Annotated in this window: 25 protein-coding genes; 18 read left to right on the forward strand and 7 right to left on the reverse strand. The window is 63.4% G+C overall.

Translation table 11 applies throughout. The annotated features are described in order from the left end of the window. Nucleotides 1–80 precede the first annotated feature (80 nt). The 3 genes from ydcS to G9C89_RS03465 form a co-directional block, all read right to left on the reverse strand. Entirely contained in the window at nt 81–1,232 is a 1,152-nt protein-coding gene (gene ydcS, locus G9C89_RS03455; protein WP_172144457.1) for a putative ABC transporter substrate-binding protein YdcS, read from the reverse strand. Between the two features lie 88 nt (nt 1,233–1,320). Next, the gene (locus tag G9C89_RS03460; RefSeq protein WP_390623752.1) at nt 1,321–2,781 is read right to left on the reverse strand and encodes a gamma-aminobutyraldehyde dehydrogenase; all 1,461 of its coding nucleotides are present in this window, start codon (nt 2,779–2,781) and stop codon (nt 1,321–1,323) included. A 161-nt stretch (nt 2,782–2,942) separates the two neighbouring features. Further along, nucleotides 2,943–3,854: a LysR family transcriptional regulator gene (locus G9C89_RS03465; RefSeq protein ID WP_172144461.1), complete on the reverse strand. Its 912-nt coding sequence runs from the start codon at nt 3,852–3,854 to the stop codon at nt 2,943–2,945. Between the two features lie 228 nt (nt 3,855–4,082). On the opposite strand from G9C89_RS03465, the gene G9C89_RS03470 reads away from it, so the two are divergent. The 14 genes from G9C89_RS03470 to G9C89_RS03535 all read left to right on the forward strand — a co-directional run bounded on the left by G9C89_RS03470 (nt 4,083) and on the right by G9C89_RS03535 (nt 17,231). Beyond that, nucleotides 4,083–4,808, forward strand: coding sequence for a tellurite resistance TerB family protein (locus G9C89_RS03470; protein ID WP_172144463.1), 726 nt, complete (start codon nt 4,083–4,085; stop codon nt 4,806–4,808). A 165-nt stretch (nt 4,809–4,973) separates the two neighbouring features. Beyond that, nucleotides 4,974–6,635, forward strand: a complete 1,662-nt coding sequence (locus tag G9C89_RS03475) for a GMC family oxidoreductase (protein ID WP_172144465.1) — start codon at nt 4,974–4,976, stop codon at nt 6,633–6,635. 116 nt (nt 6,636–6,751) lie between these two features. Next, nucleotides 6,752–7,847, forward strand: a protein-coding gene (gene prfB / locus G9C89_RS03480; RefSeq protein WP_172144467.1) for a peptide chain release factor 2 whose coding sequence is annotated in 2 segments (ribosomal slippage) — nt 6,752–6,823 and nt 6,825–7,847 — 1,095 coding nt in all. Because the reading frame shifts where the segments join, the coding sequence is not laid out codon by codon here. 137 nt (nt 7,848–7,984) lie between these two features. Next, nucleotides 7,985–9,487, forward strand: a complete 1,503-nt coding sequence (gene lysS / locus G9C89_RS03485; RefSeq protein WP_172144469.1) for a lysine--tRNA ligase — start codon at nt 7,985–7,987, stop codon at nt 9,485–9,487. A 113-nt stretch (nt 9,488–9,600) separates the two neighbouring features. Beyond that, the gene (locus G9C89_RS03490) at nt 9,601–10,314 is read left to right on the forward strand and encodes a TetR/AcrR family transcriptional regulator (RefSeq protein WP_315852749.1); all 714 of its coding nucleotides are present in this window, start codon (nt 9,601–9,603) and stop codon (nt 10,312–10,314) included. A 241-nt stretch (nt 10,315–10,555) separates the two neighbouring features. Beyond that, nucleotides 10,556–11,107, forward strand: a complete 552-nt coding sequence (locus tag G9C89_RS03495) for a hypothetical protein (RefSeq protein WP_172144473.1) — start codon at nt 10,556–10,558, stop codon at nt 11,105–11,107. Between the two features lie 82 nt (nt 11,108–11,189). After that, on the forward strand, nt 11,190–12,485 hold the full coding sequence (locus G9C89_RS03500) for a flavohemoglobin expression-modulating QEGLA motif protein (protein ID WP_172144475.1): 1,296 nt from the start codon (nt 11,190–11,192) through the stop codon (nt 12,483–12,485). Between the two features lie 131 nt (nt 12,486–12,616). Beyond that, entirely contained in the window at nt 12,617–13,363 is a 747-nt protein-coding gene (locus G9C89_RS03505; RefSeq protein WP_172144477.1) for a TIGR00266 family protein, read from the forward strand. 145 nt (nt 13,364–13,508) lie between these two features. Further along, nucleotides 13,509–13,829: a hypothetical protein gene (locus G9C89_RS03510; RefSeq protein WP_172144479.1), complete on the forward strand. Its 321-nt coding sequence runs from the start codon at nt 13,509–13,511 to the stop codon at nt 13,827–13,829. Between the two features lie 206 nt (nt 13,830–14,035). Next, nucleotides 14,036–14,431: a GFA family protein gene (locus G9C89_RS03515; protein WP_172144481.1), complete on the forward strand. Its 396-nt coding sequence runs from the start codon at nt 14,036–14,038 to the stop codon at nt 14,429–14,431. A gap of 119 nt (nt 14,432–14,550) precedes the next feature. Then, nucleotides 14,551–14,871, forward strand: a complete 321-nt coding sequence (locus G9C89_RS03520) for a LysE family translocator (protein WP_256674091.1) — start codon at nt 14,551–14,553, stop codon at nt 14,869–14,871. 70 nt (nt 14,872–14,941) lie between these two features. Then, complete coding sequence (locus G9C89_RS03525) at nt 14,942–15,553, forward strand: LysE family translocator (protein ID WP_172144483.1); 612 nt, start codon at nt 14,942–14,944, stop codon at nt 15,551–15,553. 260 nt (nt 15,554–15,813) lie between these two features. Continuing rightward, nucleotides 15,814–16,458: an MBL fold metallo-hydrolase gene (locus G9C89_RS03530; RefSeq protein WP_172144485.1), complete on the forward strand. Its 645-nt coding sequence runs from the start codon at nt 15,814–15,816 to the stop codon at nt 16,456–16,458. A 113-nt stretch (nt 16,459–16,571) separates the two neighbouring features. Then, complete coding sequence (locus G9C89_RS03535; RefSeq protein WP_172144487.1) at nt 16,572–17,231, forward strand: OmpA family protein; 660 nt, start codon at nt 16,572–16,574, stop codon at nt 17,229–17,231. Between the two features lie 113 nt (nt 17,232–17,344). Here G9C89_RS03535 and G9C89_RS03540 read toward each other — a convergent pair whose 3' ends face one another. The 4 genes from G9C89_RS03540 to G9C89_RS03555 all read right to left on the reverse strand — a co-directional run bounded on the left by G9C89_RS03540 (nt 17,345) and on the right by G9C89_RS03555 (nt 22,238). After that, nucleotides 17,345–18,268: an acyltransferase gene (locus G9C89_RS03540; RefSeq protein WP_172144489.1), complete on the reverse strand. Its 924-nt coding sequence runs from the start codon at nt 18,266–18,268 to the stop codon at nt 17,345–17,347. 210 nt (nt 18,269–18,478) lie between these two features. Then, nucleotides 18,479–20,572 (reverse strand): phosphate acetyltransferase, encoded by a 2,094-nt coding sequence (pta, locus tag G9C89_RS03545; RefSeq protein WP_172144491.1) that lies wholly within the window; start codon nt 20,570–20,572, stop codon nt 18,479–18,481. A 148-nt stretch (nt 20,573–20,720) separates the two neighbouring features. Next, nucleotides 20,721–21,908 carry an acetate kinase gene (locus G9C89_RS03550; RefSeq protein WP_172144493.1) on the reverse strand — a complete coding sequence of 396 codons (1,188 nt, stop codon included), beginning with the start codon at nt 21,906–21,908 and terminating at the stop codon, nt 20,721–20,723. After that, nucleotides 21,909–22,238 (reverse strand): DUF3565 domain-containing protein, encoded by a 330-nt coding sequence (locus tag G9C89_RS03555; RefSeq protein ID WP_172144495.1) that lies wholly within the window; start codon nt 22,236–22,238, stop codon nt 21,909–21,911. On the opposite strand from G9C89_RS03555, the gene G9C89_RS03560 reads away from it, so the two are divergent. The 4 genes from G9C89_RS03560 to G9C89_RS03575 all read left to right on the forward strand — a co-directional run bounded on the left by G9C89_RS03560 (nt 22,237) and on the right by G9C89_RS03575 (nt 25,276). Next, nucleotides 22,237–22,722 carry an FKBP-type peptidyl-prolyl cis-trans isomerase gene (locus tag G9C89_RS03560; RefSeq protein WP_172144497.1) on the forward strand — a complete coding sequence of 162 codons (486 nt, stop codon included), beginning with the start codon at nt 22,237–22,239 and terminating at the stop codon, nt 22,720–22,722. The two genes, G9C89_RS03555 and G9C89_RS03560, sit on opposite strands and share 2 nt — an antisense overlap. A gap of 152 nt (nt 22,723–22,874) precedes the next feature. Then, the gene (locus G9C89_RS03565; RefSeq protein ID WP_172144499.1) at nt 22,875–23,357 is read left to right on the forward strand and encodes a glutathione peroxidase; all 483 of its coding nucleotides are present in this window, start codon (nt 22,875–22,877) and stop codon (nt 23,355–23,357) included. A gap of 159 nt (nt 23,358–23,516) precedes the next feature. Further along, on the forward strand, nt 23,517–24,110 hold the full coding sequence (locus G9C89_RS03570; protein WP_172144501.1) for a TetR/AcrR family transcriptional regulator: 594 nt from the start codon (nt 23,517–23,519) through the stop codon (nt 24,108–24,110). A 56-nt stretch (nt 24,111–24,166) separates the two neighbouring features. After that, nucleotides 24,167–25,276, forward strand: a complete 1,110-nt coding sequence (locus G9C89_RS03575; RefSeq protein WP_172144503.1) for an NADH:flavin oxidoreductase — start codon at nt 24,167–24,169, stop codon at nt 25,274–25,276. Nucleotides 25,277–25,406: the final 130 nt, after the last annotated feature.

Consider the following 25,406-nt stretch of genomic DNA (forward strand, 5'->3'; position numbering starts at 1 on the left):
CGGATCGCCAGCAAGCTGGCTCCTACAGGTGAGGGCGGGGGCCTGCTACCGCGAGCGTCCGCACCTCACCCGATCAGCGTTTAGCGCCCGCCCATGATGGCGATGTAGTCCTGGGTCCAGCGGCTGTAGGGCACGTACTTGCCGCCCTCGGCCTGCGGGGTTTTCCAGAAGGCGATCCGCTCGAAGTTGTCGAAGCCATTGGTCTTGCAACCCTCGGCGCCGAGCAGCTCATTGCCCTGGCAGGCCGCCGGCACCGCTGGCAGGGAGCCGAACCAGGCCGCCAGGTCGCCCTGCACCTTGGGCTCCAGCGACCAGTTCATCCACTTGTAGGCGCAGTTCGGGTGCTTGGCCTCGGCGTGCAGCATGGTGGTGTCGGCCCAGCCGGTGGCCCCCTCTACCGGCACCACCGAGGCGATCGGCTGTTTCTCCAGTTGCAGGGCGTTGACCTGGTACGGCCAGGCTCCGGAGGCGACTACGCCCTCGTTCTTGAAGTCGTTCATCTGCACGGTGACGTCGTGCCAGTAGCGGTGGATCAGCGGCTGCTGGGCGCGCAGCACCTCGAGCACCGCGGCGTACTGGGTTTCGTTGAGCAGGTAGGGGTCGTCGATCCCCAGTTCCGGCTTGCTGGCCTTCAGATAGAGCGCTGCGTCGGCGATGTAGATCGGCCCGTCATAGGCCTGCACCCGGCCCTTGTTGCTCTTGCCGTCGGCCAGGGTCTGCTCCTCGAACACCACCTTCCAGCTGGTCGGCGGCTCTTTGAACACGCTGCTGTTGTACATCAGCACGTTCGGCCCCCACTGATAAGGGGTGCCGTAATGCTGGCCGGCAACGGTATGCCAGGGTGCCTGCTTGAGGCGCTCGTCGACGCTCTTCCAGTTGGGGATCAGGTCGATGTTGACCGGCTGCACGCGCTTGCCGGCGATCAGGCGCAGCGAGGCATCGCCCGAGGCGGTGACCAGGTCGTAGCCGCCCTTGGCCATCAGGCTGACCATCTCGTCGGAGGTGGCGGCGGTCTTGACGTTGACCTTGCAACCGGTCTGCTGCTCGAAGCCGGTGACCCAGTCGTAGCCCTTGTCGGTCTCGCCGCGCTCGATATAGCCGGGCCAGGCGACGATATCCAGGCGCCCTTCGCCGTCACCGAGCGCTTTCAGCGTTTCGGCGGCCTGCAGGCTGGCGCTGGCCAGCAGTGCGCTGGCCAGCGCACTCAACAAAGCGGTTTTTTGCACGAACATTGGGGTTCCCTCTTGTCTATTGTCGGGCTCGGGGCAGTTGAACGTCGCGTTGCACAGCCTGTCAGGGCTAGTTGTCGGTATTGCTCACTCAATCCAGCGGCTGGCGATCCAGTTGCTGGCCATGGCGGGCCATGATGTGGCGCACCACGCTGTAGTCCTGCAGCGAATCGCTGGACAGGTCCTTGCCGTAGCCGGAGCGCTTGAGGCCGCCATGGGGCATCTCGCTGACCAGCATGAAGTGGCTGTTGATCCAGGTGCAGCCGTACTGCAGGCGAGCGGCAACCTGCATGGCCTTGTCCAGATTGCCGGTCCACACCGACGAGGCCAGGCCGTATTCGGAGTCGTTGGCCCAGTCCACCGCCTGCGCCAGCTCGTCGAAGCGGGTGACGGTGACCACCGGGCCGAACACTTCGCGCTGGACGATTTCGTCGCCCTGCTTGCAGCCGGCGAGCAGGGTCGGCTGGTAATAGAAGCCGGGGCCGGAATGCACGGCGGCACCGGTCACCCGCTCGATATGCGGTTGGCCAAGGGCACGCTCGACGAAACTGGCCACCCGATCGCGCTGGCGGGCGCTGATCAGCGGGCCGATCTCGTTGTCCGCGTCGGTCTTGCGGGCAAAGCGCAGGCTGCTCACGGCATCACCCAACTCCGCGACTAAACGGTCATGGATACCTGTTTGAGCATAGATGCGGCAGGCGGCCGTGCAATCCTGGCCGGCGTTGTAATAGCCATAGCTGCGCACGCCTTCGACCACCGCTTGCAGGTCGGCATCGTTGCAGACGATTACCGGCGCCTTGCCGCCGAGTTCCAGGTGGGTGCGCTTGAGGGTCTTGGCCGCGGCCTGGAGGATTTTCTGCCCGGTGACGATGTCGCCGGTCAGCGACACCATACGCACCCGCGGGTGGCTGACCAGGTGACTGCCGACGCTTTCGCCGCCGCCACAGACGATGTTCAGCACGCCGCGTGGCAACAGTTCGGCGAGCACCGGGGCGAGGGCCAGGATCGACAGCGGGGTGTGTTCGGAGGGTTTGAATACCAGGGTGTTGCCGGCGGCCAGGGCCGGGGCGATTTTCCACGCCGCCATCATCAGCGGGTAGTTCCAGGGCGCGATGGAGGCGACCACGCCGATCGGGTCGCGGCGCACCATGCTGGTATAGCCCGGCAGGTATTCGCCGGACAGCTGGCCGGTCTGGCAGCGCACCGCGCCGGCGAAGAAGCGGAATACGTCCACCGTGGCGCTGAGGTCGTCCTGTCGGGCCAGGTGCAGCGGCTTGCCGCAGTTCAGGGCTTCCAGGCCGGCGAGCTGGTCGGCGCGCCCCTCGATGGCGTCGGCGATGCCGAGCAGGATCAGCGAGCGCTGCTGCGGAGTGGTCCGCGACCAGCTGGGGAACGCTCGGTGCGCGGCCAGGATGGCGGCTTCGACCTGTTCGCTTGAGGCTTCGGCAATCTGCGTCAGGACCTCGCCGCTGGCCGGGTTGAGGATCGCCTCATCCGCGCCCGCGCCGGCCAGCAGTTGCCCGTCGATCAACAGTTCACTGCAAAAGGACATGGAGGTCGTTGTGCCAGCCATTCGGTGTGCTCTCAGTTCTTCTTGTTGGGCAGCGGGCTGCTAGAGGACTCAGGCCCGATGCGCTCTTCTCGTTGTGCGAAGAAGAGACTAGATCCCAAGCGTGAGGCTCACAAATTCTTAATACTGAACGCTGCGTTCTATTAAATAGATGGCTTGCGGCCAGCGGGTTGCTCGCGGGCAACGCTGAGGAAGGGGTCGACCAGCGCCGGTCGTGCACTGCCGCGGCGCCAGGCCAGGCCGACGTCGAGGGTCTGGGTCAGGTCGACCACGGCGCGGGCTTCGATGATGTCGCCCTCCAGGGACCAGGGGCGGTAGGTCATGTCTGGTTGAATGGACAGGCCCAGGCCGGCGGCGACCAGGCTGCGCACCGCCTCGGTGGAGCCGGTGCGCAGGGTGATGTGCGGCTGCAGGCCGGCGCCGGACCAGATGCGCTGGGCATTCAGGTCCATCTCGTCGACGTTCAGTTGGATCAGCGGTTCGCTGGCGATGTCCGCCAGGCTGATGCTGTCGTGCTCCAGCAGCGGGTGTTGCGGCGGCAGCCAGAGGCGCAGCGGCGAGTGGGTCAGCACCTCGGTCTGCAAGGCGTGGCGGTCTTCCAGGTTGGACAGGATCAGCACGCCGACGTCGATTTCGCCGCTGACCAGCAGGTGCTCGATATACGGGCGTTCGTCTTCCATCACGCGAATGTCGACGTTGGGGTAGGCGCGCTGGAAGCGGGTGATCAGGTCGGCCAGGTAGTAGCCGGCGACCAGGCTGGTGACGCCGATGGTCAGGCTGCCGGCAACCTGGTCGGTGCTCTGTTGCAGGCTGCGCTTGGCGTTGTCCACCGTGGCCAGGATCAGGTGCGCCTGACGCAGGAACTGGTGACCCTGGTGGGTCAGTGACATGCCCTTGGCGTGGCGGTTGAACAGGCTGACGCCGATCTCGTCCTCCAGTTGCTGGATGGCCAGGGTCAGGGTCGATTGGGAGATGTGCACGGCCTGGGCAGCGGCGGAGATCGAGCCGGTCTCGGCGACGGCAATGAAATGGCGGATCTGGCGCAGGGTCATCATCGTGGGCTACCAACCGGGTGCTGGGCAGGCTTGCGGTACTGTTTGTCGAAAATACATCATTGCGTTCGTTTTTGTAGAACGCTAAATGTTTTCCTTTATGCACGCGCGGCGTGCGACTCGCAAGGTTGCGCGGCGGCAACATCTCGACGCAATCCGCCGGCGACTGCAGGGATTTTCCATTTGGTCTGGCGGTCTTATTTGCACCTTTGTTACCCAGGAGACTTGTCGATGAATACTCGTGGATTGCTCGATCAGCTACTCAAGTCCGGTCAGGATCTGCTGCAAAACAAGGCTGGGCAAACCCCCGGCAAGGGTTCCGCCGCCGGTGGTTTGGGCGGTTTGTTGTCAGGTGGTGGCGGCGGTCTGGGCAGTCTGCTCTCCGGTGCGGGTGGCGGCGTTCTGGCTGGCGGTGCCATGGGTTTGCTGCTGGGCAACAAGAGTGCACGCAAGCTGGGCGGCAAGGCGCTGACCTATGGCGGCCTGGCTGCGCTCGGGGTGATCGCCTACAAGGCCTATGGCAACTGGCAGGCGCAGCAGGCGCAAGCGCCGCAAGGCGAACCGCAAACCCTCGATCGCTTGCCAGCGCCGCAGGTCGAGGTGCATAGCCAGGGCATTCTCAAGGCGCTGGTGGCCGCGGCCAAGGCTGATGGGCATGTCGATGCGCGTGAGCGCCAGCTGATCGAAGGCGAGCTGGTCAAGTTGACCAATGACGCCGAACTGCAGCGCTGGCTCGAGGCCGAGCTGAACAAGCCGCTGGATCCGGCCGACGTGGCGCGCGCGGCGACCAGTCCGGAGATGGCCGCCGAGATGTATATCGCCAGCGTACTGATGGTCGATGAGGAGCACTTCATGGAGCGCGCCTACCTGGAGGAGCTGGCCCGTCAGCTCAAGCTCGACCCGGCGCTGAAAAGCGAGCTGGAAGCCCAGGTGCGCGTGGAGCTGAACGCCGGCTGAAATTCGACCCTGTAGCCCGGATGCAATCCGGGGCAGCTATCTTCGGATTGCATCCGGGCGCTGTCATTCACCGCGTCTATCTCAGACCAAAAGATCATGCCGCTCGGTTGCCGGGCGGCTAGGCTGTTGTCCATTCGAACAGCAATGGCGACAGCGAGGGCACCGATGCAGCAACTCGAGGACAGCTACGACTACCTGATCGTCGGTGCCGGCCCGGCCGGCTGCCTGTTGGCCAATCGCCTGTCTGCCGACCCGGCGGTACGGGTGTTGCTGCTGGAGGCCGGCGGGCGTGACAACTATCCGTGGATCCATATTCCGGTCGGCTATCTGTATTGCATCGGCAACCCGCGCACCGACTGGTGCTACGAAACCGTGGCCGAGCCCGGGCTGAACGGGCGCGCGCTGAACTACCCGCGTGGTCGGGTGCTGGGTGGCAGCTCGTCGATCAACGGCATGATCTACATGCGCGGCCAGGCCCGCGACTACGATGGCTGGGCGGCGGCCGGCAATCCCGGCTGGGCCTGGGACGATGTCCTGCCGCTGTTCAAACGCACGGAGAACCATTTCGCCGGCAGCAGCGCGGTGCATGGTGCGGCGGGCGAGTGGCGGGTCGAACGCCAGCGCCTGTCCTGGCAGGTGCTGGAAGCCTTCCGTCAGGCGGCCGGGCAGAGCGGCATCGCCAGCATCGAGGATTTCAATGGCGGCGATAACGAAGGCTGCAGCTACTTCCAGGTCAATCAGCGCCGCGGCGTGCGCTGGAACGCGTCGAAGGCCTTCCTCCGCGATATCCGCCAGCGCCCCAATCTGCGCGTCTTGACCGATGCCGAGGTGCAGCGGGTGGTGCTCGCCGAAGGCCGTGCCGAGGCGCTGAGTCTGCGCTGGCAGGGGCGCGAGCGGGTGATCCGGGCGCGCCGCGAGATCATCCTGTGTGCCGGCGCGATCGGCACGCCGGCGCTGCTGCAACGCTCGGGCATCGGTCCGCGGCCGTTATTGCAGCGCCTGGGCATCGGCGTGCAGCACGAGCTGGCCGGGGTGGGCGAGAACCTGCAGGATCACCTGCAACTGCGCCTGATCTACCAGGTCAGCGGTGTGCCGACCCTCAATCAGATCGCCGGCAGCCTGTGGGGCAAGCTGGGTATGGGCCTGGAGTATCTGCTCAAGCGCAGCGGCCCGCTGGCCATGGCGCCGAGCCAGTTGGGCGCGTTCGCCCGTTCCAGTGCCGAGCAGCCGTCGGCCAACCTGCAATACCACGTGCAGCCGCTGTCGCTGGAGCGTTTCGGCGAGCCGCTGCATGGCTTCCCGGCCTTCACCGCCTCGGTGTGCAACCTGCGCCCGCACAGCCGCGGCAAGGTCGAAATCCGTTCGCTGGATGCCGCGCAGGCGCCATTGATCCAGCCCAATTACCTGAGTGACGCACGCGACCTGTGGGTGGCGGCCGATGCCATCCGCCTGACCCGACGCATCGTCGCCGCGCCGGCACTGGCGGCGTTCAAGCCCGAGGAATACAAGCCGGGGCCGAGTTACCAGAGCGAGGAGGATTTGCAGCGGGCGGCGGGGGAGATCGGCACGACGATTTTCCATCCGGTCGGCACCTGCAAGATGGGCCAGGGGCGCGATGCGGTGGTTGATGCGCAGCTGCGCGTGCACGGCGTGCCGGGGCTGCGCATCGCCGATGCCTCGGTAATGCCGAGCATCGTCTCGGGCAACACCTGTTCGCCGGTGTTGATGATCGCCGAGAAAGCTGCAGAGTTGATTCTCCGCCCTCCACCTCGGTCGGGCCAGGCGGTTGCCCTGGCGCCGTCGCTGGGCGAGGGCGTTGCCGGCTGAGCGCCCGCTGGTCTGCTGCCTAGCCAGTCATGGGCGCTTGCGGGCTGCCAGAGCCACTGCGACTACGGTATACTCGCCGGCTTTTCCGAAAGTTTCACCTGCGAGTGCCGCCAGCCATGGAAATCAACCCGATCCTGAACAGCATCAAGGACCTATCCGAGCGCACCCAGACTATTCGGGGGTATCTTTGACTACGATCAAAAGCATGATCGGCTGGTCGAAGTAAACCGCGAACTGGAAGACCCGAACGTCTGGAACAACCCCGAATACGCGCAGAACCTGGGGCGTGAGCGTGCCGCCCTGGCGTTGATCGTCGACACCATCGACGACCTCGACGGCAGCCTGGTCGACTCCCGCGATCTGCTGCAGATGGCCGCCGAAGAGGAAGACCAGGGCGCCGTCGACGATGTCGCGGCCGAGGTCGAGCGCCTGCGCGACATCCTCGAGAAGATGGAATTCCGCCGCATGTTCAGCGGCGAAATGGACGCCAACAACGCCTACCTGGACATCCAGGCCGGCTCCGGCGGCACCGAAGCCCAGGACTGGGCCAACATGCTGCTGCGCATGTACCTGCGCTGGGCCGACAAGCGCGGTTTCGACGCCACCATCATGGAACTGTCCGCCGGCGAAGTCGCCGGGATCAAGGGCGCCACCGTACATATCAAGGGTGAGTACGCCTTCGGCTGGCTGCGCACCGAGATCGGCGTGCACCGCCTGGTGCGCAAGAGTCCGTTCGACTCCGGCAACCGTCGCCACACCTCGTTCACCGCGGTGTTCGTCTCGCCGGAAATCGACGACAACATCGAGATCGAGATCAATCCGTCGGATCTGCGCATCGACACCTACCGCTCCTCCGGCGCCGGTGGCCAGCACGTCAACACCACCGACTCGGCCGTGCGGATTACCCACGTGCCGAGCAATACCGTGGTCTGTTGCCAGAACGAACGCTCCCAGCACGCCAACAAGGACACCGCGATGAAGATGTTGCGGGCGCGCCTGTACGAGCAGGAAGTGCAGAAGCGCAATGCGGCTTCGCAGGCACTGGAAGACACCAAGTCGGATATCGGCTGGGGCCATCAGATTCGCTCCTACGTGCTCGATCAGTCGCGGATCAAGGATCTGCGCACCAATATCGAGCGCAGCGATTGCGTCAACGTGCTCGACGGCGATATCGACGAGTACCTGGTCGCCAGCCTGAAACAGGGGCTGTAAGACTTTTGACTCCCTCTCCCTTCCGGGGAGAGGGCGGGGGTGAGGGGCTGGAGTTCTGCCATTTCCAGCCCGCCCCCTCACCCTAACTCTCTCCCCAGTGGGGAGAGGGAATGAATCAGTGACGGAACTTGATGACCATGAGCGACCAACAACTCGACCACCACGAACTGCAACAGGAAGAAAACAAGCTGATCGCCCTGCGCAAGGAAAAGCTTGCCGCCGCGCGTGAGCTGGGTAACGCCTTCCCCAACGATTTCCGCCGCGACAGCTATTGCGCGGACTTGCAGAAAAAGTACGTCGACAAGACCAAGGAAGAGCTGGCCGAAGCCGCTATCCCGGTCAAGGTGGCGGGTCGCATCATGCTCAACCGCGGCTCCTTCATGGTCATCCAGGACATGAGCGGACGCATCCAGGTCTACGTCAACCGCAAGACCCTGCCGGAAGAAAAACTCGCCGAGGTCAAGCACTGGGACCTGGGCGACATCATCGCCGCCGAAGGCACCCTGGCGCGTTCCGGCAAGGGCGACCTGTACGTCGAAATGACCGAGGTGCGGCTGCTGACCAAGTCGCTGCGCCCACTGCCGGACAAGCACCACGGCCTCACCGACACCGAACAGCGCTACCGCCAGCGCTACGTCGACCTGATGGTCAACGAGGAGGTGCGCGAGACTTTCCGCGTACGTTCCCAGGTGATCGCCCATATCCGCAGCTTCCTGATGCAGCGCGACTTCCTCGAAGTGGAAACGCCGATGCTGCAGAGCATCCCCGGCGGCGCTGCGGCCAAGCCGTTCGAGACCCACCACAACGCCCTGGACATGCAGATGTTCCTGCGCATCGCCCCGGAGCTGTACCTCAAGCGCCTGGTGGTTGGTGGCTTCGAGCGGGTCTTCGAGATCAACCGCAACTTCCGTAACGAAGGCGTTTCGACCCGGCACAACCCCGAGTTCACCATGCTCGAGTTCTACCAGGCCTACGCCGACTACGAAGACATGATGGACCTGACCGAGGAGCTGTTCCGCGAGCTGGCGCAGCTGGTGCTGGGCTCCACCGACGTGCCCTACGGCGACAAGCTGTTCCACTTCGGCGAGCCGTTCGTGCGCCTGTCGGTGTTCGACTCGATCCTCAGGTACAACCCGCAAATTACCGCTGCCGATCTGCAGGACATAGACCGGGCCCGCGAGATTGCCAGGCAGGCCGGCGCCAAGGTGCTGGGTTTCGAAGGCCTGGGCAAGCTGCAGGTGATGATTTTCGAGGAACTGGTCGAGCACAAGCTGGAGCAGCCGCACTTCATCACCCAGTACCCGTTCGAAGTCTCTCCGCTGGCCCGGCGTAACGACCAGGACCCGAGCGTCACCGACCGCTTCGAGCTGTTTATCGGCGGCCGTGAAATAGCCAACGCCTATTCCGAGTTGAACGACGCGGAAGACCAGGCCGAGCGCTTCCACGCCCAGGTGGCGGACAAGGACGCCGGCGACGACGAAGCCATGCATTTCGATGCCGATTTCGTCCGTGCCCTGGAATACGGCATGCCGCCGACCGCCGGCGAAGGCATCGGTATCGACCGTTTGGTGATGTTGCTCACCAATGCGCCGTCGATCCGCGACGTGATCCTCTTCCCGCACATGCGCCCGCAAGCATAAAGCCAAGCCGCCTTCGGGCGGCTTTTTGCTGTCTGACGCTGGATTTATTTTGCGCAATAAATGCCTAACATGAGATGTCGCTGCTTTTTAGTGTGCGCGAGGACTATCCAGCCGTGAGCTCCACTCCCATCCCCGATAGCGCCACCAATGTGGCCAATGCCGTTGCCCAGAGTGTCCAGTACCAGGGACGCAAAGCCAGCCGGCGGGGCAGCGAGCAGCGGCGTCAGGCGATTCTCGATGCCGCCATGCGCATTATCGTGCGCGACGGTGTGCGTGCCGTGCGCCATCGCGCGGTAGCCGCCGAAGCCGGGGTGCCGCTCTCGGCCACCACCTATTACTTCAACGATATCGATGACCTGATCACCGATACCTTCGCCCAGTTCGTCGAGCGTAGCGCGGCCTACATGGCCAAATTCTGGAGCAGCACCCAGAGCCAGTTGCAGGAGTTGGTCGGTGCGCTCGACGGCAGCGTGCAGGCACGCCAGCAGCTGGCCGACGAGATCGCCCGCCTGGCGCTGGAGTATGTGCGCCATCAGCTGCTTAGCCGTCGCGAGCATCTGCTCGCCGAGCAGGCCTTCGAGCAGGAAGCCTTGCTCAATCCGCGCTTGCATGAGTTGGTGCGTGCCCATCGGCAGATTCTCTTGCAGGGCGTCAGCCAGTTCTGCCAGGTGCTGGGTTCGCGACAGCCGGAGCAGGATGCCAAGCTGTTGACGGCGATTATCGGCTGGATGGAGTATCAGGGCCTGCTCGATGGGATCGAGCAGTTGGATAATGAAGACATGTTGGCCATTCTTAAACGTTATATGCATGTAGTGTTGGCGCTCTGAGTCGTGCGCCGCCGTGGGGGCCTCTCACTGGGTATCTGCAGGCTTGGTCGAACTGTTTTCACAAGGAGAGCGAAATGCAAGGCTATGTACCCGTTGGGTGTTGCATGAGTGATAGCGCTTTTGTAGGAGCGCAGGGGACGCCTGGTCTTTATCCCGCGAATTTCGCGGCTAAACCGGGCGCGCCTGCGGATAGATCCTCCCCCCCAGGCATGTTTGCACCAGTTAACGGGTACATAGCCAAATGAAAGCCTGGCGCGTAGTGATCGCCTTGTCCTGTCTGCTGTTGAGTGGCTGTCTGGTGACCTTCAACGAGCCGATTCCGGCCAACGAAGCGGCGCCCATCCCGTTGCTCGGCGAATGGTCGCGCAAGGACGAGTGGGGCGAGCGGTTCTATCTGGACATCACCCGTGCCGGCTCCAACCTCTACGAGGCCAGAACCTACGAGGGCAGCCCGGACAACCTCGATAGCCTGGAAAAGTACGGCTTCACCGTGGCCCATCATGGCCGGCGCTGGTACCTGTCGGCCGGTCTGCCGGAAAGCCTGGGCGGCAACTTCGCCATCGCCGGCTTCGAGCTGACCGCCGACAATGAGCTGGTGATCTACAACCTCGATGTCGATCGCGTCCTGCAGGAGCTCGAGGCGGGCCGGATGCAAGGCAAACCCGTCGATACGCAGCAGGGTGTGGGGGTATTGATCAGCAGCCCGCTGGACGTGGTATTCGCCTACCTCGACGACCAAGCCAATTCGGATGTCTTTATCGAGGTCGCGCGCTATCAGCGCGCCGGTCCATAGTCAGAGGTTGTGAAAATATCGAGCGCCGTCGCGAGAGTTTTTTCACAAGCTCTCAGTCAATGTCAGAAACAATGAGGGATCGATGAACAGTCATAGAGGGCTGGACGACTATCAACTGATCGTGCGGGCGTTATCCGAGCGGATCGTCGAGGCGCAGACCCCGATTCGGGTGCTGGACGCGGTGAAGTGGGACGACAGCATTCGCGAGGGTTTTCTCAAGGCCAAGGGCAAGGCGATGCCGGCGGTCGATCAGGCTTACTACCTGAACCGGCCACTGGGCTTCGACTCCAGCGCGAAAAAGCTCGAGTTCCAGAACATCGAGCGTGATATCACCCGCCAGCTTGGTCAGTTCAATCCGGTCGGGCAAATCATGCGGCGCATGTGCCGCGAATACCGCATGGTCATCCGCATGCTCGAAGCGCGCGGTACCGAGGATTTCGGCCTGATCTCCCAGGAGCTCTATGGCGCCGCCTCCGATGCCTTCCATGCCGGCGACCCGACCCTGGCCGACCTGGGCCTGATGCTGTCCGACTACCTGAATAACATCGCCGACCGTGGCGACCTCAAGGACGAAGCGAAAACCCTCGATGCCAAGACCGCGGTCAACCTGCTGCAGAGTCGCCTGAACAAGGTATTCGGCGAAGCGGAAGGCACCATTCGGGTGTTCGAGTCCGATGGCATTCTCGCCGATGCGGCGGCGGGTGCCGACTACATCAAGATTCGCAGCGATGCCATGTTCAACGAGCGTGACGTGCGGGCGCTGGAAGTGCATGAGGGCCTGGTGCATGTCGGCACCACCCTGAATGGCTTGAACCAGCCGATCTGCACCTTCCTGTCCAAGGGGCCGCCATCCTCCACCGTGACCCAGGAAGGCCTGGCGATTCTGATGGAGGTCATCACCTTCGCCTCCTACCCGACCCGCCTGCGCAAACTCACCAACCGTACTCGCGCCATCCACATGGCCGAGGAGGGCGCGGATTTTCTCGAGGTGTTCGGCTTCTTCCGCGAGCAGGGCTATGGCCTGGAAGAGGGTTACAGCAATGCCAGCCGGGTGTTCCGCGGTTCGGTACCGCAAGGTCTGCCGTTTACCAAGGACCTGTCCTACCTCAAGGGCTTCATCATGATCTACAACTACATCCAGCTGGCCGTACGCAAAGGCAAGCTGGAGCAGATCCCCTTGTTGTTCTGCGGCAAGACCACCCTGGAAGACATGCGCACCCTGCGCAAACTGGTGGACGAAGGCCTGGTGCAGCCGCCCAAGTACCTGCCGCAGCAGTTCCAGGACCTGAATGCCCTGTCGGCCTGGATGTGCTTCTCCAACTTCCTCAATCACCTGAGTCTCGACCGCATCGAAGCCGACTACTCGAATATCCTGTAAAGCTGCAAGTCGTAGGGTGCGCCGTGCGCACCAAGGCTGGTACGCATGGCGCTGCCTATGCCAGCTGCAGTGAACAGTAGGCCCGGATGTAATCCGGGCAAGCATCCCACTCGAATTGCCAGGAGTCCCAGATGCCCAGTCACCAACTCGACTACGAAATCCTTGGCGCCTCGGCGCAGAGTGTGGAGATCATCCTCGATCCCGGCGAGACGGTGATCGCCGAAGCCGGGGTGATGAATTACATGACCGAGGGCGTGCGCTTCGAGACGCGCATGGGCGACGGCGCCGCGAGCGGCGTGCTGGGCAAGTTGTGGAGCGCCGGCAAGCGCATGCTGACCGGCGAGTCGCTGTTCATGACGCACTTCTCCAACGCCGGCAAGACCCAGGCGCGGGTCGCCTTTGCCGCGCCCTATCCGGGCACAGTGGTGCCGATCCCACTTGCCGAGCACGGCGGCAGCCTGATCTGCCAGAAGGACGCCTTTCTCTGCGCCGCCTTGGGTACGGCCGTCGGTATCAGCTTCAACAAGCGCCTGGGCGCCGGTTTCTTCGGTGGCGAGGGCTTCATCCTGCAAAAGCTCGAAGGCGACGGTCTGGCCTTCGTGCACGCCGGCGGCACGGTGATCCGCAAGGAGCTGAACAACCAGACCCTGCGCCTCGACACCGGTTGCCTGGTGGCCTTCACCAGCGGTATCGATTACGACATCGCCCTGGCCGGCGGGCTGAAAAGCATGCTGTTCGGCGGCGAAGGCATCATCCTCGCAACCCTCAAGGGCACCGGCACGGTCTGGGTGCAGAGTTTGCCGTTCTCGCGCCTGGCCGAACGCATCTACGAGGCGACCTTCAAGGCGCGCGAGGAAGTGCGCGCCGGCGGTAAATGATCGAGGCTGGGCAAGCGCCCGCGTTTGTAGCAAGCTGCGCCGCCTGTCGCTATTGTCAATGCCACTTTGTAGCTTGCCTGTCAGCCAGCCATCTGGTTCGCCAGGCGATTATTTTTGCGGAAACGTCCAACCTCGAGAGCCTGTAATGAGTGAACTGAACCCCATCCCCCTGATCCTCACCGGCATCGCCAGCATCTGCGCCACCGTGGCGGCCCTCGGCTACTACGGCTACCTGCACATCGCCCAGCCGGAGGATGCCTTGCTGCTCTCCGACTACACCATGCTCAAGACCGTTCCCGGCGAGGACTACAAGGTTTCGCTGAAACCGGCCAACCAGGTGGCGCAGTGCATCGACGGCGTCGTGGTGTTGTTCGATCTGGAACAGAAAGGCCTCAGTGGCGTGCTGGTCGACCAGCGCAAGCGGGCAGTGCGCTGCGTAGCCGAGGGCGCGCCGGCCGTGGAGTGAGCATGCGGCCGCCGCTGCGAGCCGCGGTCGGCCCCGACGCACCTGCGCCACTTCAGGCTGGCGTATCTGGGCGGTTGTTTCGGCGGGGGCGGGGGCAGGGGCATTAGCTGCCGGCAGGATCTCTCAACTCGTCGAAGATGCAGGACCGGCTAATGGGCGCCCCCTAATATTCCCCGTGTTGCTGGTCGTTGTTCAAGGAGGAAGCAATGAAAGGTAGTTGTCTATGTGGCGCCATCGAGTACGCCATCGAGGGCATCGATATGCCTATCAGCCATTGCCACTGCCGCAGTTGCAGGAAAGCACACGCCGCTGCGTTCGCCACCACCGCTGGGGTCAGACGTGAGAATTTCCGCTGGATCAAAGGCCAGGAGCGCCTGTCGACTTTCGAGTCTTCTCCCGGGAAGCTGCGCCACTTCTGCTCGGTATGCGGCTCGCAGCTGATCGCCGAGCGCCCACGGCAAGCCCATGTCATCGTGCGCATCGCCACCCTTGATGACGATCCAGGGGTTAGGCCCCAACAACATATCTGGACTGCCCATGACGCGCCTTGGCTCGAGTACCAGGGGGTTGTGGCATACCCGCAATGGCAGCCGGGGCGTTGATGTAATTCCGATCATTGGAGCTTGCTCATTCATGGACATTCAAACGCTTCTCAGCTTTTCCGCAGTTGCCGGCATCGCCATTCTCAGCCCCGGCCCCGCGGTCCTGCTGGCGCTTCGCAATGGCGCGACCTGGTCCGCTGGCGCTATACCGCGAAGCCTTTCTTATGGCGGGATTCAACCCTAAACCCATCCTGTTCTTTACCGCGCTGGTCCCCCGGTTCATCGATGTCAGCACGCCCTTATTGGCGCAATTTTTCGCGCTCACGGGGATTTTCATGGTGTTGCCTTTCGCCACCCTGATCGCTTATGCCATGGTTGCAGCACGGGCCAGAAATTTGTTGGCGCAGGCCGCATTCGCCAAATGGCTGAATCGCGTGATAGGCGCGCTATTCATCTCGTTCGGCACCGCACTGTTAGCCTTGCGGCGGCCCGTAGCCTGAGCGGCCAGCGCGCCGCAGATATCCCCGGCGAACGGCAATCGAGCCCAACGCCAGCGACAAGGAGTCATTGATGGAACTCTACCTGCTCTTTCTGCTGATGGCCGCCGCCACCGTGGCCAGCCCTGGCCCTGGCGTGGTCATGACCCTGAGCAATGCCCTGCGCTACGGCTTGCGCGGCACCTTTGGCGGAATTCTCGGCATCGCCTTCGGCGCCCTGGTGGTCGCGGCGATTTCAGCCACCAGTTTGGGCGTGCTGCTCGCGACCTCGGCGCAGGCCTTCACTCTGCTCAAGTTCATCGGTGCGGCCTACCTGGTTTACCTCGGCATTCGCCTGTGGCGGGCAACGCCGTTCGACTTCTCCACGCAAGCGGCACACAGCGCGAATTTTCCCCGACGCTTCGTCGAGGGGCTGTCGTTGCAGTTGACCAACCCCAAGGCGGTGTTTTTCTTCCTGTCGATCTTTCCGCAATTCATCGACCCGGCACGCGATTATTCGCTGCAGTTCGCCACCTTGGTGCTGACTTACAGTTCGCTGGTCGTGTGCATTCACTGCACCTATGCGCTATTTGCGCGGCGGGCGAAGTCCTGGCTGACCTCGCCGCGTGGCGGGCGCATCGTCAATAAAACCGCTGGGGTGACCTTTATAGGCTTCGGCGCGGCACTGGCTTCGGCAAGCCGCTAACCGGCGGTCGAGGATGAACAAAAGGCAAGACCTGACCCCTTAATGCGCTTGCTGGTCACCTCTCTGGCTTACAGTTTCAGCGCGCCCGATCATGCTTGCCCAGGTTTTTGCCTCCGTCTGGGTATTGAATGTGCGGGGCTGTTGCGGTCACCCTTTATCCCTGATTTGGGCGTGCCGCTGGTGTGGGGCTTTTTTCCTGAGCGTCACCATCGTCAACCGCACTGCGCCAGAGTTGTGCCAAACACCCTACAGGAGTCTCTATGGAGCCCGTAAAACCCGCGCTAATCCGCGAAACCTTCCCGGTCGGGCCGTTGCAGTGCAACTGCACGATCATCGGTGACCCCGTGACCAAGCAGGCCATCGTGGTCGATCCGGGTGGCAATCCGGAGTTGATCATGGCGCGTCTCGAGGCCCATGGCCTCAAGGTGGTCAGCATCATTCACACCCATGCCCATCTGGATCACTTCCTCGCTTCCGGGCAGATGAAGGAGAAGACCGGCGCGACCCTGCACCTGCACAAGGCCGATCAGTTCCTCTGGGACGGTCTGGAGATGCAATGCCGCATGTTCGGCGTGCCCTATGTGCCGGTGCCCGCGCCGGACCAGTGGTTGGTCGACGATCAGGCGTTGGACTGCGGTTGCGGGGTGGCGCTGCACACGCCAGGGCACACGCCGGGTTCGATGAGCTTCTGGTTCCCCCAGGACAAGTTGCTGATCGCCGGCGATACCCTGTTCAAGCGTGGTATCGGCCGTACCGATCTGTGGGGCGGCGATTACCCGACCATCGAGCGTTCGATCAAGCAGCGCCTGTACAGCCTGGACGAGGATGCCACCGTGATTACCGGGCACGGGGCGCAGACCCGTTTGGGCGATGAAATGCGCGAGAACCCATTCGTGCGGGCATGATTGGCAATTCTGCGTGGCGGATCTTGCTAAGCTGGAGCGGAACTTAACGTCCAATCCAGGTTCGAAAACTCGGATAAAGCTCTGTCTCAACACGAAAAAATAAAGGAATAAGCATGACTAAATGGCGCAATCTGGCATTCGCAGCAGCTGGCATTACCCTCCTGGCTGGCTGTACCACCAATCCCTATACAGGCGAGCGTGAAGCCGGTAAATCCGGGATCTACGGCGGTATTGGTGCGGTAACCGGCGCCGTGATCGGGGCGGCCACTTCGAGCAGCAAAGACCGGGGCAAAGGCGCATTGATCGGCGCGGCAGTTGGCGGCGCGGCAGGCGGTGGCTATGGCTACTACGTCGACACCCAGGAAGCCAAACTGCGCCAGACCCTGCAAGGCACGGGTGTGCAGGTGCAGCGCAATGGCGATGACCTGAAATTGATCATGCCGGGCAATATCACCTTCGCCAGCAACTCGGCGGATATTTCCAGCGGCTTCTACCCGACCCTCAATTCCCTGGTCACGGTATTCAAGGAGTTCGACAAGAACGGCATCGACATCGTCGGCCACACCGACAGCACCGGTTCGCTGGAGCTGAATCAGAACCTGTCGAATCGCCGCGCGCAAAGCGTTGCCTCCTACCTGTCCGCCAATGGCGTAGCGGCGGCGCGGATTTCCTCCTACGGTGCGGGGCCAAGCCAGCCTATCGCCAGCAACGACAGCGAAGCCGGCCGCGCGCAGAATCGCCGGGTCGAGATCAACCTGCGTCCGCTGCAGTAACCAGTCGCGGTATTAGAGAAGGCCTCCTGTACAGGAGGCCTTTTTTGTTGTTCGCGGAAGTTATGCAAATGGTGCACGCCGTCGCCCAGCGGTCGCCGTAAACGGGCGTTTTTTTATGGGTTCTCAGTATCGGGTGGTGGCCCGTAGTGCCGGTGCAGTTGAGTCAGTTCGGCGTCCTTGTCTTGCCACAACTGGTTGACCCATTGTTGAAAACCGAGGCGATAGGCTTCGTCCTGATCGTAGTTGCGACCGATGAACTGCGGCGGGATCGGCAATTCATTGAAGTTCACCACCACGTCGCTGATCTCGCCGCTGAGCAGTTGCCAGAAGCCCGGGTTGCCCTGCGGATAATGGATGGTGACGTTGACGATGCTGTGTAACTGTTCGCCCATGGCGTCGAGTACGAACGCAATGCCGCCGGCCTTGGGTTTGAGCAGGTAGCGAAATGGCGAGCCCTGCGCGGCGTGCTTGGCCGGGGTGAAGCGTGTGCCCTCGAGGAAGTTGAAGACCGACACCGGGTTGCACTTGTAGCGCTCGCACGCCTTGCGGGTGGTCGCCAGATCCTCGCCGCGTTTCTCCGGGTGCCTGGCCAGGTATTCCTTGCTGAAGCGCTTCATGAAGGGAAACTCCAGAGCCCACCAGCACAGGCCGATGACCGGCACCCAGATCAGCTCCTGCTTGAGGAAGAACTTGAGCAGCGGCATGCGCCGGTTGAGTTGATATTGCAGCACCAGTATGTCGACCCAGCTCTGGTGGTTGCTCGTCACCAGGTAGGTGTGCTGTTGGTCGAAGCGCTCGATCCCGGTGATGTGCCAGCGGGTCTGGGAAAGCAGATCCATCCAGAACTTATTGGTGGAAATCCACGCCTCGGCGATCGCGTGCATGAGGTCGCGCAACCAGCGCTGTAGCGCCGGGATTGGCAGCAGCAGTTTGAGCAGCGCGAGGAAAAACAACGGCCAGCACCAGAACAGGGTATTCAGGGCCAGCAGGCTTGCGCCGATCAGGCCGCGCAGGGCAGCGGGCAGAAAATGCAGCATGGGGGCCGATGCCTCCGCAAAGGGGGCGGCATGCCCCGGATCGTTCATGGCCCGGGGTGCTCCACCGCGGGTCGGTCGGCGCACAGGGTAGCGTCTGGGCACCGGACTGCAAGTGCTGGAGCTGACCGCTTGGTCATACAGGGACGGGGATGGGTGAAAAAGGCGTCATCCTCATGCCCGGATTGCATCCGGGCACGGGTGAACGGGCCGCTACCGCGGCAAGTTGGCCGCCTGGATCGCGGTCAGGGCGATGGTGTAGACGATGTCGTCGACCAGGGCGCCGCGCGAGAGGTCGTTGACCGGCTTGCGCAGGCCTTGCAGCATGGGGCCGACGCTGATGCAGTCGGCGTTGCGCTGCACCGCCTTGTAGGTGGTGTTGCCGGTGTTCAGGTCGGGGAATACGAACACCGTGGCGCGACCGGCCACCGGGCTGTTCGGCGCCTTCTGCCGACCGACGCTGTCGATCGCGGCGGCGTCGTATTGCAGGGGGCCGTCGAGCAGCAGGTCCGGCTTGATCAGCCTGGCCAGGCGCGTGGCCTCGCGGACTTTCTCGACTTCCTCGCCGGTGCCCGAGTCGCCGGTGGAGTAGCTGAGCATCGCCACCCGCGGCTCGATGCCGAAGGCAGTGGCCGAGGCGGCGCTCTGCACGGCGATCTCCGCCAGCTGCGCCGCACTCGGGTCCGGGTTGACCGCGCAATCGCCGTAGACCAGGACCTGATCCGGCAGCAGCATGAAGAACACCGAGGACACCAGGTTGTAGCCCGGCGCGGTCTTGATCAGCTGCAAGGCCGGGCGAATGGTGTTGGCGGTGGTGTGGATGGCGCCGGAGACCAGGCCGTCGACCTCGTCCAGGGCCAGCATCATGGTGCCGAGCACCACGTTGTCTTCCAGTTGCGCCAAGGCCATGGGCGCGTTGAGGCCCTTGCCCTTGCGCAGTTCGATCATGGGCTCGACGTAGCGCTCGCGGATCAGATCCGGGTCGAGGATTTCCAGCCCCGCCGGCAGCTCGATGCCCTGGGCCTGAGCCACGGCATGCACCTGTTCCGGTTTGGCCAGCAGCACGCAGCGGGCGATGCCGCGCGCCTGGCAGATGGCGGCCGCCTTGATCGTGCGCGGTTCGCTGCCTTCCGGCAGGACGATGCGCTTGTCCGCGGCCTTGGCCCGCTGGACCAATTGATAGCGAAATGCCGAGGGTGACAGGCGCAGTTCCCGCGGGGTGCCGCAGCGGGTGCGCAGCCAGTCGTGGTCGACATGGCTGGCGACGAAGTCGGCGACCTTCTGGGCGCGCTCCTTGTCATCCACCGGGATTTCCTTGTTCAAGCGGTTGAGGTCGGTGGCGGTGTCGTAGGAACCGGTGCGCACCGTCATCACCGGCAGGCCGCTTTGCAGGGCGCCACGACACAGTTCCATGATCCGCGGGTCGGGCACGAAGTCGCTGCACAGCAACAAGCCGGCCAGCGGCATGCCGTTCATGGCCGCCAGGCTGGCGGCGAGGATGATGTCGTCGCGATCGCCGGGGGTCACCACCAGGGTGCCGGGTTTGAGCAGTTGCACGGTGTTGGCCACGGCGCGGGCGCAGAGCATGATCCTGAGCATGCGCCGCTGTTCGTAGTCGCCGGCATTGAGCACGCGTGCGCCGAGCAGGTCGGCGATGTCGCGGGTGCGCGGGGCGTTCAGCTCGTCCTGCCAGGGAATGCAGCCGAGCAGGCGGAAGTCTTCGCTCTTGAGCAGTGGCGAGTGTTCCATCAGGCGCTCGCAGAAGGCCGCGACGCCATCTTCGCTGCGCACCTTGTTGATGATCACCCCGAGCACTTTCGGGTCTCGCGGACCGCCGAACAGCTGCGCCTGGATTTCCACCCGGTCGCACAGCTCGCCGAGGCTTTCCTGTTCCGGTGCCGAAACCAGGATCACCTCGGCATCCAGGCTCTTGGCCAAGTGGAAGTTGACCCGCGCCGCATAGCTGGCCTGGCGGGTCGGCACCATGCCTTCGACGATGACCACATCTTTGCCGGCGGCGGCCTGGTGGTACAGGCTGATGATTTCTTCGAGCAGCTCATCCAGTTGACCGTCGCCGAGCATGCGCTCGACATGCGCCAGGGCCAGCGGTTTCGGCGAGTGCAGGCCGTGGGTGCGGGCGATCAGTTCGCTGGAGCGTTCCGGGCCGTCGTCGCCCTGGTGGGGCTGGGCGATCGGCTTGAAGAAGCCGACCTTGAGGCCGGCGCGCTCCAGGCCGCCAACCAGGCCGAGGCTGATGGAGGTGAGGCCGACACCAAAACCGGTGGGCGAGATAAAGAAGGTGTGCATGAAATCTCCAATCGTGTCGGGCGAGCGCTTACCGGTAGGTGGGCGCTGAGCAGCAGGCTATGTTGGTCGTGGTCGGGGCGTGGCTGGCGGGGCGCCGGTTGGGCTTGTTCGCTGCGCTGTTCAATCCAATCTGCCCGGTCATGAGCATTCAGTTATCGAGCAGGGCCAGGGTGTCCAGGGCGATCTGCCGTTCTTCGTTGGTCGGCACCACCAGCACGCGCGGGTGGCCATAGGCCTGGATCGAGCCCGCAACGCCGCGGATGGTGCGGGCGTTGGCTTCCTTGTCCAGGGCCAGGTTGAACAGTTTGAGGTGGGCCACGGTCTTGCTGCGGATCAAGGGCGAGTTCTCGCCGATGCCGCCGGTGAAGATCAGTCCGTCCAGCTGCGGCAGGGCGCAGCTCATGGCCGCCAGGGATTTGGCCAGGCGGTAGCAGAACACCTCGATGGCCAGGGTGGCGCCAGCATGGCCCTGTTCGCGGGCCTGCTCAAGGCTGCGCATGTCGTTGGACAGCCCGGACAGGCCAAGCAGGCCGCTTTCCTGGTTCAGCAACTGGTCGATGCGCTCCAGGCTCCAGCCCAGGGTGCGCGCCAGGTGGCTGTGCAGGTTGGGGTCGACATCGCCGCTGCGGGTGCCCATCACCAGGCCTTCCAGCGGGGTCAGGCCCATGCTGGTGTCGCGGCTCTGGCCGTTGACGATGGCGCAGGTCGAGCAGCCGTTGCCCAGGTGCGCCACCAGCCAGCTGCTGTCGCCGGCCGCCAGCCCGGCCAGTTCGGCCGCGCGATGGCTGACGTAGCGGTGGCTGGTGCCGTGGAAGCCGTAACGGCGCACGCCATGCTCGCGGTAGAGACTGTCCGGCAGTGCATAGCGAAAGGCATGCTCGGGCAGGGTCTGGTGGAAGGCGGTATCGAACACCGCTACCTGGGTCAGGTTGGGGTACAGCTTGATCGCCGCCTCGATGCCCTGCAGATTGGCCGGATTGTGCAGCGGTGCCAGCGGGGCGGTGGCGCGAATGGCGCGCAAGGTGGCTTCATCCAGGCGGCTGGCCGCGGTGAAATGCTCGCCGCCATGCACCACGCGGTGGCCGATACCGTGCAGCTTGCCGCCGGATGCACCCTGTACCAGCGGCAATAATTGGGCGAGGGCGGCGCGGTGATCGCCATTGGGGATCATCAGGCTGTCCTTCTCGCCGCCGCGCTGCCAATGCAGCACCGCAGCGTGGCTGCCGAGGCGTTCGGCCAGGCCGCTGAGGGTGAATTGCGAGTGGGCTTCATTGACCAGGGCGAATTTGATCGACGAACTGCCGCAGTTGATTACCAGAATATTGCGTGCCTGCATTTACCGCTCCTTGTCTGTGCCGCTCGGGTTGGCTGCGTCGGGCGCGACAGCTGCCGTGCACCAGCCGCAGGCGAACGGTTGGCCCAGGCGTGCAGTGCGTTGTTGGGCGTCAAGCACCCAGGCGCGATTTTGCCAGGGCGGCTGATGGCGCAGGTGCTGAGTATGACCACAAGACAAGATTGCCAGCCAATGGCCGTCGGCGTCCTGACCAAAGTCAATCAGTCGCACCAGGGCCGCGTCCGGCCGTCCGTCAGGGCTGGGTTCGCTTTCGCACGCACCCTTGGTTAAACTTGTCCGTTCTTTATTTCTATGCAGAAGGTCTCGCCCCATGCTGATCGCCCCCAATAAGGCTGTCTCTATCGACTATACCCTGACCAACGATGCCGGTGAGGTGATCGATAGCTCCGCTGGCGGCGCGCCGCTGGTTTATCTGCAAGGCGCCGGCAACATCATCGCCGGTCTGGAAAAAGCCCTGCTCGGCAAGCAGGCCGGTGACGAGCTGGATGTGTCCGTCGAGCCGGAAGAGGCCTACGGCGAGTACAGCGCCGAGCTGGTCGCGACCCTCAATCGCACGATGTTCGAAGGCGTCGACGAACTGGAAGTCGGCATGCAGTTTCACGCTTCCGGCCCGGACGGCAGCATGCAGATCGTCACCATTCGTGACCTGGACGGCGATGACGTGATCGTCGACGGCAACCACCCCCTGGCTGGTCAGCGCCTGAATTTCAAAGTCAAAGTGGTCGAAGTGCGCGACGCCAGCGAGGAAGAAGTTGCTCATGGCCACGTGCATGGCGAAGGTGGTCACCACCACTGATCCATTGCCGCAATGTCGAGGGCGCAATACGACTTATGGTTGTAGCAACTGCGCCGCCGACTGCTAAGCTGAGTTGAACAATAAAGGCGCCTTCATAGAGGCGCCTTTTTTGTCTTTTGTAGATAATTCGAAGCGTTCCCAAGGAGCTAGTCATGAGTGCCTTTCACGACCTCAATCTGCGTGCGCTGGATGGTCAGGATCTGCCGCTGGCCCCATTCAAGGGGCAGGTTGTGCTGGTGGTCAACGTCGCCTCCAAGTGCGGCCTGACTCCGCAGTACGCCGGACTGGAAAAACTCCATCAGCAATACCGCGCGCAGGGTTTTACCGTGCTCGGCTTGCCGTGCAACCAGTTCGCCGGGCAGGAGCCCGACAGCGAAGAAGCCATTCGCGAGTTTTGCAGCCTCAACTACGGGGTGACCTTTCCCCTGGGCAGCAAGATCGAAGTCAATGGTCATGATCGTCATCCGCTGTACCGCCTGCTGGCCGGTGAGGGGGCGGAGTTTCCCGGCGACATCACCTGGAATTTCGAGAAATTCCTGGTCGGTCAGGACGGCCGGGTGCTGGCGCGCTTCTCACCGCGTACCGCGCCGGATGACCCCGCATTGATCCAGGCCATCGAAAAAGCCCTGAGCTGAAAACCCTCAAGTCCCGTAGCCCGGATGCATTCCGGGGGAATATCGTGCGCCGGATTGCATCCGGGCTACGGGCTGCCCCTTCTTCCTTCGTTGTAGGCGCTTATCACGTAAATCTATAGTGCTGGGCGGGGCGAGACGACCGGTCATATCCTTGCCGGTATGAACGCCAACCAACGACTCGACAAACGTGACCTGATCCTCGCCAAAGGCGCCGAGGTGATGACCCGTCGCGGTTATCACGGCGCCGGTGTACAGGAAATCGTGCAGGCCGCCGGCGTACCCAAGGGCTCCTTCTACCACTACTTCGCCAGCAAGGAAGAGTTTGCCCTGCAGGCCTTGCAGCAGGTCTATGGCCCGCGCTTGCAGCGCTATGCCCAGGCGCTGGAAAACCCGGCGCTGAGCCCGCGGGCGCGCATCGTCGGCTACTACGGCGAGCTGGTGGAGCACTTCGCCCGCCAGGAAAAACTCGAATACCACTGCTTTATCGGCAGCCTGAGTTTCGAAATGGCCGAGCTGTCGCCCACCCTGGGCGCCGAGGTCGACGCCATCTTGCAGCGCTCGGCGGACATTCTGCAGGCCTGCCTGCAACAGGCGCAGCGCGCCGGCGAATTGGCCGCCGACGAGGATTGCCGCAGCCTGGCGAGCTTCATCACCAGCGCCTGGCAGGGCGCCCTAACGCGCCTGAAAGTGGCGAACAACACCCGCGCCCTCGCAGACTTCATGCAGCGGTTGCAGCTGTTGTTGCGCACCTGATTTTTTAAAACTCCATTTAGTAGACGACCGGTCACCTGGCCGGCAGAGGAACGACGATGAACGACCCGGTAAAAGCCTTGTTTCAACCCTTCAGCCTGGGCGCGCTGGAGCTGCCGACCCGTGTGGTGATGGCGCCCATGACCCGTTCCTTCTCGCCGGGTGGGGTGCCCAACAGCAAGGTCATCGAGTACTACCGTCGCCGCGCCGCGGCTGGTGTCGGCCTGATCGTCAGCGAAGGCACCACCGTCGGCCACAAGGCCGCCAACGGTTACCCCAATGTGCCGCGCTTCTACGGCGAAGACGCCCTGGCCGGCTGGCAGAAAGTGGTCGAGGCGGTGCACGCCGAAGGCGGCAAGATCGTGCCGCAGCTGTGGCACGTGGGTAATGTGCGCAAGCTCGGCACCGAGCCGGACGCCAGCGTGCCGGGCTATGGCCCGAGCGAGAAGATCAAGGAAGGCAATGTCGTGGTCCACGGCATGACCCGGGACGACATCCAGGAAGTCATCGCCGCCTTCGCCCAGGCCGCCAAGGATGCCCAGCGCATCGGTATGGACGGCGTGGAAATCCACGGCGCCCATGGTTACCTGGTCGACCAGTTCTTCTGGGCCGGCAGCAACCAGCGCAGTGACGAATACGGCGGCGACCTGGCCCAGCGTTCGCGCTTCGCCATCGAGCTGATCCAGGCCGTACGCGCCGCGGTCGGCCCGGATTTCCCGATCATCTTGCGCTTCTCGCAGTGGAAGCAGCAGGACTACAGCGCCCGTCTGGTGGAAACTCCGCAAGCGCTGGAAGCCTTCCTCAAGCCGCTGTCTGACGCCGGCGTGGACATCTTCCATTGCTCGACCCGGCGTTTCTGGGAACCGGAATTCGAAGGCTCTGACCTTAACCTGGCCGGTTGGACGCGCAAGCTTACCGGCAAGCCGACCATCACCGTCGGCAGCGTCGGCCTCGATGGCGAGTTCCTGCAGTTCATGGTCAACACCGACAAGGTCGCCGAGCCGGCCAGCCTGGAAAACCTGCTGGAGCGCCTGAACAACCAGGAATTCGACCTGGTGGCCGTGGGCCGCGCACTGCTGGTCGACCCGGATTGGGCACTCAAGGTGCGCGAAGGCCGCGAGCAGGACATTCTGCCGTTCAGCCGCGAGGCCCTGACCACGCTGGTCTGATTCCCCTTTTAAGTGTGCGCTGCAAAACGGCGCAACACTCCCTCGGCCCCGGCACATCGGGGCTTTTTTTCGCCTTGCAGAAACACCATGGTCGGCGGCTCGTGCATCGGCGCTACGGTTTTTATGGAGA

Source organism: Pseudomonas tumuqii (genome assembly GCF_013184545.1).
Taxonomy (GTDB): Bacteria; Pseudomonadota; Gammaproteobacteria; order Pseudomonadales; family Pseudomonadaceae; genus Aquipseudomonas; species Aquipseudomonas tumuqii.

Bases quoted from the DNA above. Each gene is read 5' to 3' on its own strand.
- G9C89_RS03565 (WP_172144499.1), top strand. From the start codon at position 22,875: ATGAGTGCCTTTCACGACCTCAATCTGCGTGCGCTGGATGGTCAGGAT.
- G9C89_RS03460 (WP_390623752.1), bottom strand. From the start codon at position 2,781: ATGTCCTTTTGCAGTGAACTGTTGATCGACGGGCAACTGCTGGCCGGC.
- G9C89_RS03520 (WP_256674091.1), top strand. From the start codon at position 14,551: ATGGCGCGACCTGGTCCGCTGGCGCTATACCGCGAAGCCTTTCTTATG.
- G9C89_RS03550 (WP_172144493.1), bottom strand. From the start codon at position 21,908: ATGCAGGCACGCAATATTCTGGTAATCAACTGCGGCAGTTCGTCGATC.
- G9C89_RS03505 (WP_172144477.1), top strand. From the start codon at position 12,617: ATGCCCAGTCACCAACTCGACTACGAAATCCTTGGCGCCTCGGCGCAG.
- G9C89_RS03470 (WP_172144463.1), top strand. From the start codon at position 4,083: ATGAATACTCGTGGATTGCTCGATCAGCTACTCAAGTCCGGTCAGGAT.
- G9C89_RS03555 (WP_172144495.1), bottom strand. From the start codon at position 22,238: ATGGGGCGAGACCTTCTGCATAGAAATAAAGAACGGACAAGTTTAACC.
- G9C89_RS03570 (WP_172144501.1), top strand. From the start codon at position 23,517: ATGAACGCCAACCAACGACTCGACAAACGTGACCTGATCCTCGCCAAA.
- lysS (WP_172144469.1), top strand. From the start codon at position 7,985: ATGAGCGACCAACAACTCGACCACCACGAACTGCAACAGGAAGAAAAC.
- G9C89_RS03500 (WP_172144475.1), top strand. From the start codon at position 11,190: ATGAACAGTCATAGAGGGCTGGACGACTATCAACTGATCGTGCGGGCG.
- G9C89_RS03475 (WP_172144465.1), top strand. From the start codon at position 4,974: ATGCAGCAACTCGAGGACAGCTACGACTACCTGATCGTCGGTGCCGGC.
- G9C89_RS03560 (WP_172144497.1), top strand. From the start codon at position 22,237: ATGCTGATCGCCCCCAATAAGGCTGTCTCTATCGACTATACCCTGACC.
- G9C89_RS03530 (WP_172144485.1), top strand. From the start codon at position 15,814: ATGGAGCCCGTAAAACCCGCGCTAATCCGCGAAACCTTCCCGGTCGGG.
- G9C89_RS03495 (WP_172144473.1), top strand. From the start codon at position 10,556: ATGAAAGCCTGGCGCGTAGTGATCGCCTTGTCCTGTCTGCTGTTGAGT.
- G9C89_RS03540 (WP_172144489.1), bottom strand. From the start codon at position 18,268: ATGCTGCATTTTCTGCCCGCTGCCCTGCGCGGCCTGATCGGCGCAAGC.
- G9C89_RS03525 (WP_172144483.1), top strand. From the start codon at position 14,942: ATGGAACTCTACCTGCTCTTTCTGCTGATGGCCGCCGCCACCGTGGCC.
- pta (WP_172144491.1), bottom strand. From the start codon at position 20,572: ATGCACACCTTCTTTATCTCGCCCACCGGTTTTGGTGTCGGCCTCACC.
- G9C89_RS03465 (WP_172144461.1), bottom strand. From the start codon at position 3,854: ATGATGACCCTGCGCCAGATCCGCCATTTCATTGCCGTCGCCGAGACC.
- G9C89_RS03510 (WP_172144479.1), top strand. From the start codon at position 13,509: ATGAGTGAACTGAACCCCATCCCCCTGATCCTCACCGGCATCGCCAGC.
- G9C89_RS03575 (WP_172144503.1), top strand. From the start codon at position 24,167: ATGAACGACCCGGTAAAAGCCTTGTTTCAACCCTTCAGCCTGGGCGCG.
- G9C89_RS03535 (WP_172144487.1), top strand. From the start codon at position 16,572: ATGACTAAATGGCGCAATCTGGCATTCGCAGCAGCTGGCATTACCCTC.
- ydcS (WP_172144457.1), bottom strand. From the start codon at position 1,232: ATGTTCGTGCAAAAAACCGCTTTGTTGAGTGCGCTGGCCAGCGCACTG.
- G9C89_RS03515 (WP_172144481.1), top strand. From the start codon at position 14,036: ATGAAAGGTAGTTGTCTATGTGGCGCCATCGAGTACGCCATCGAGGGC.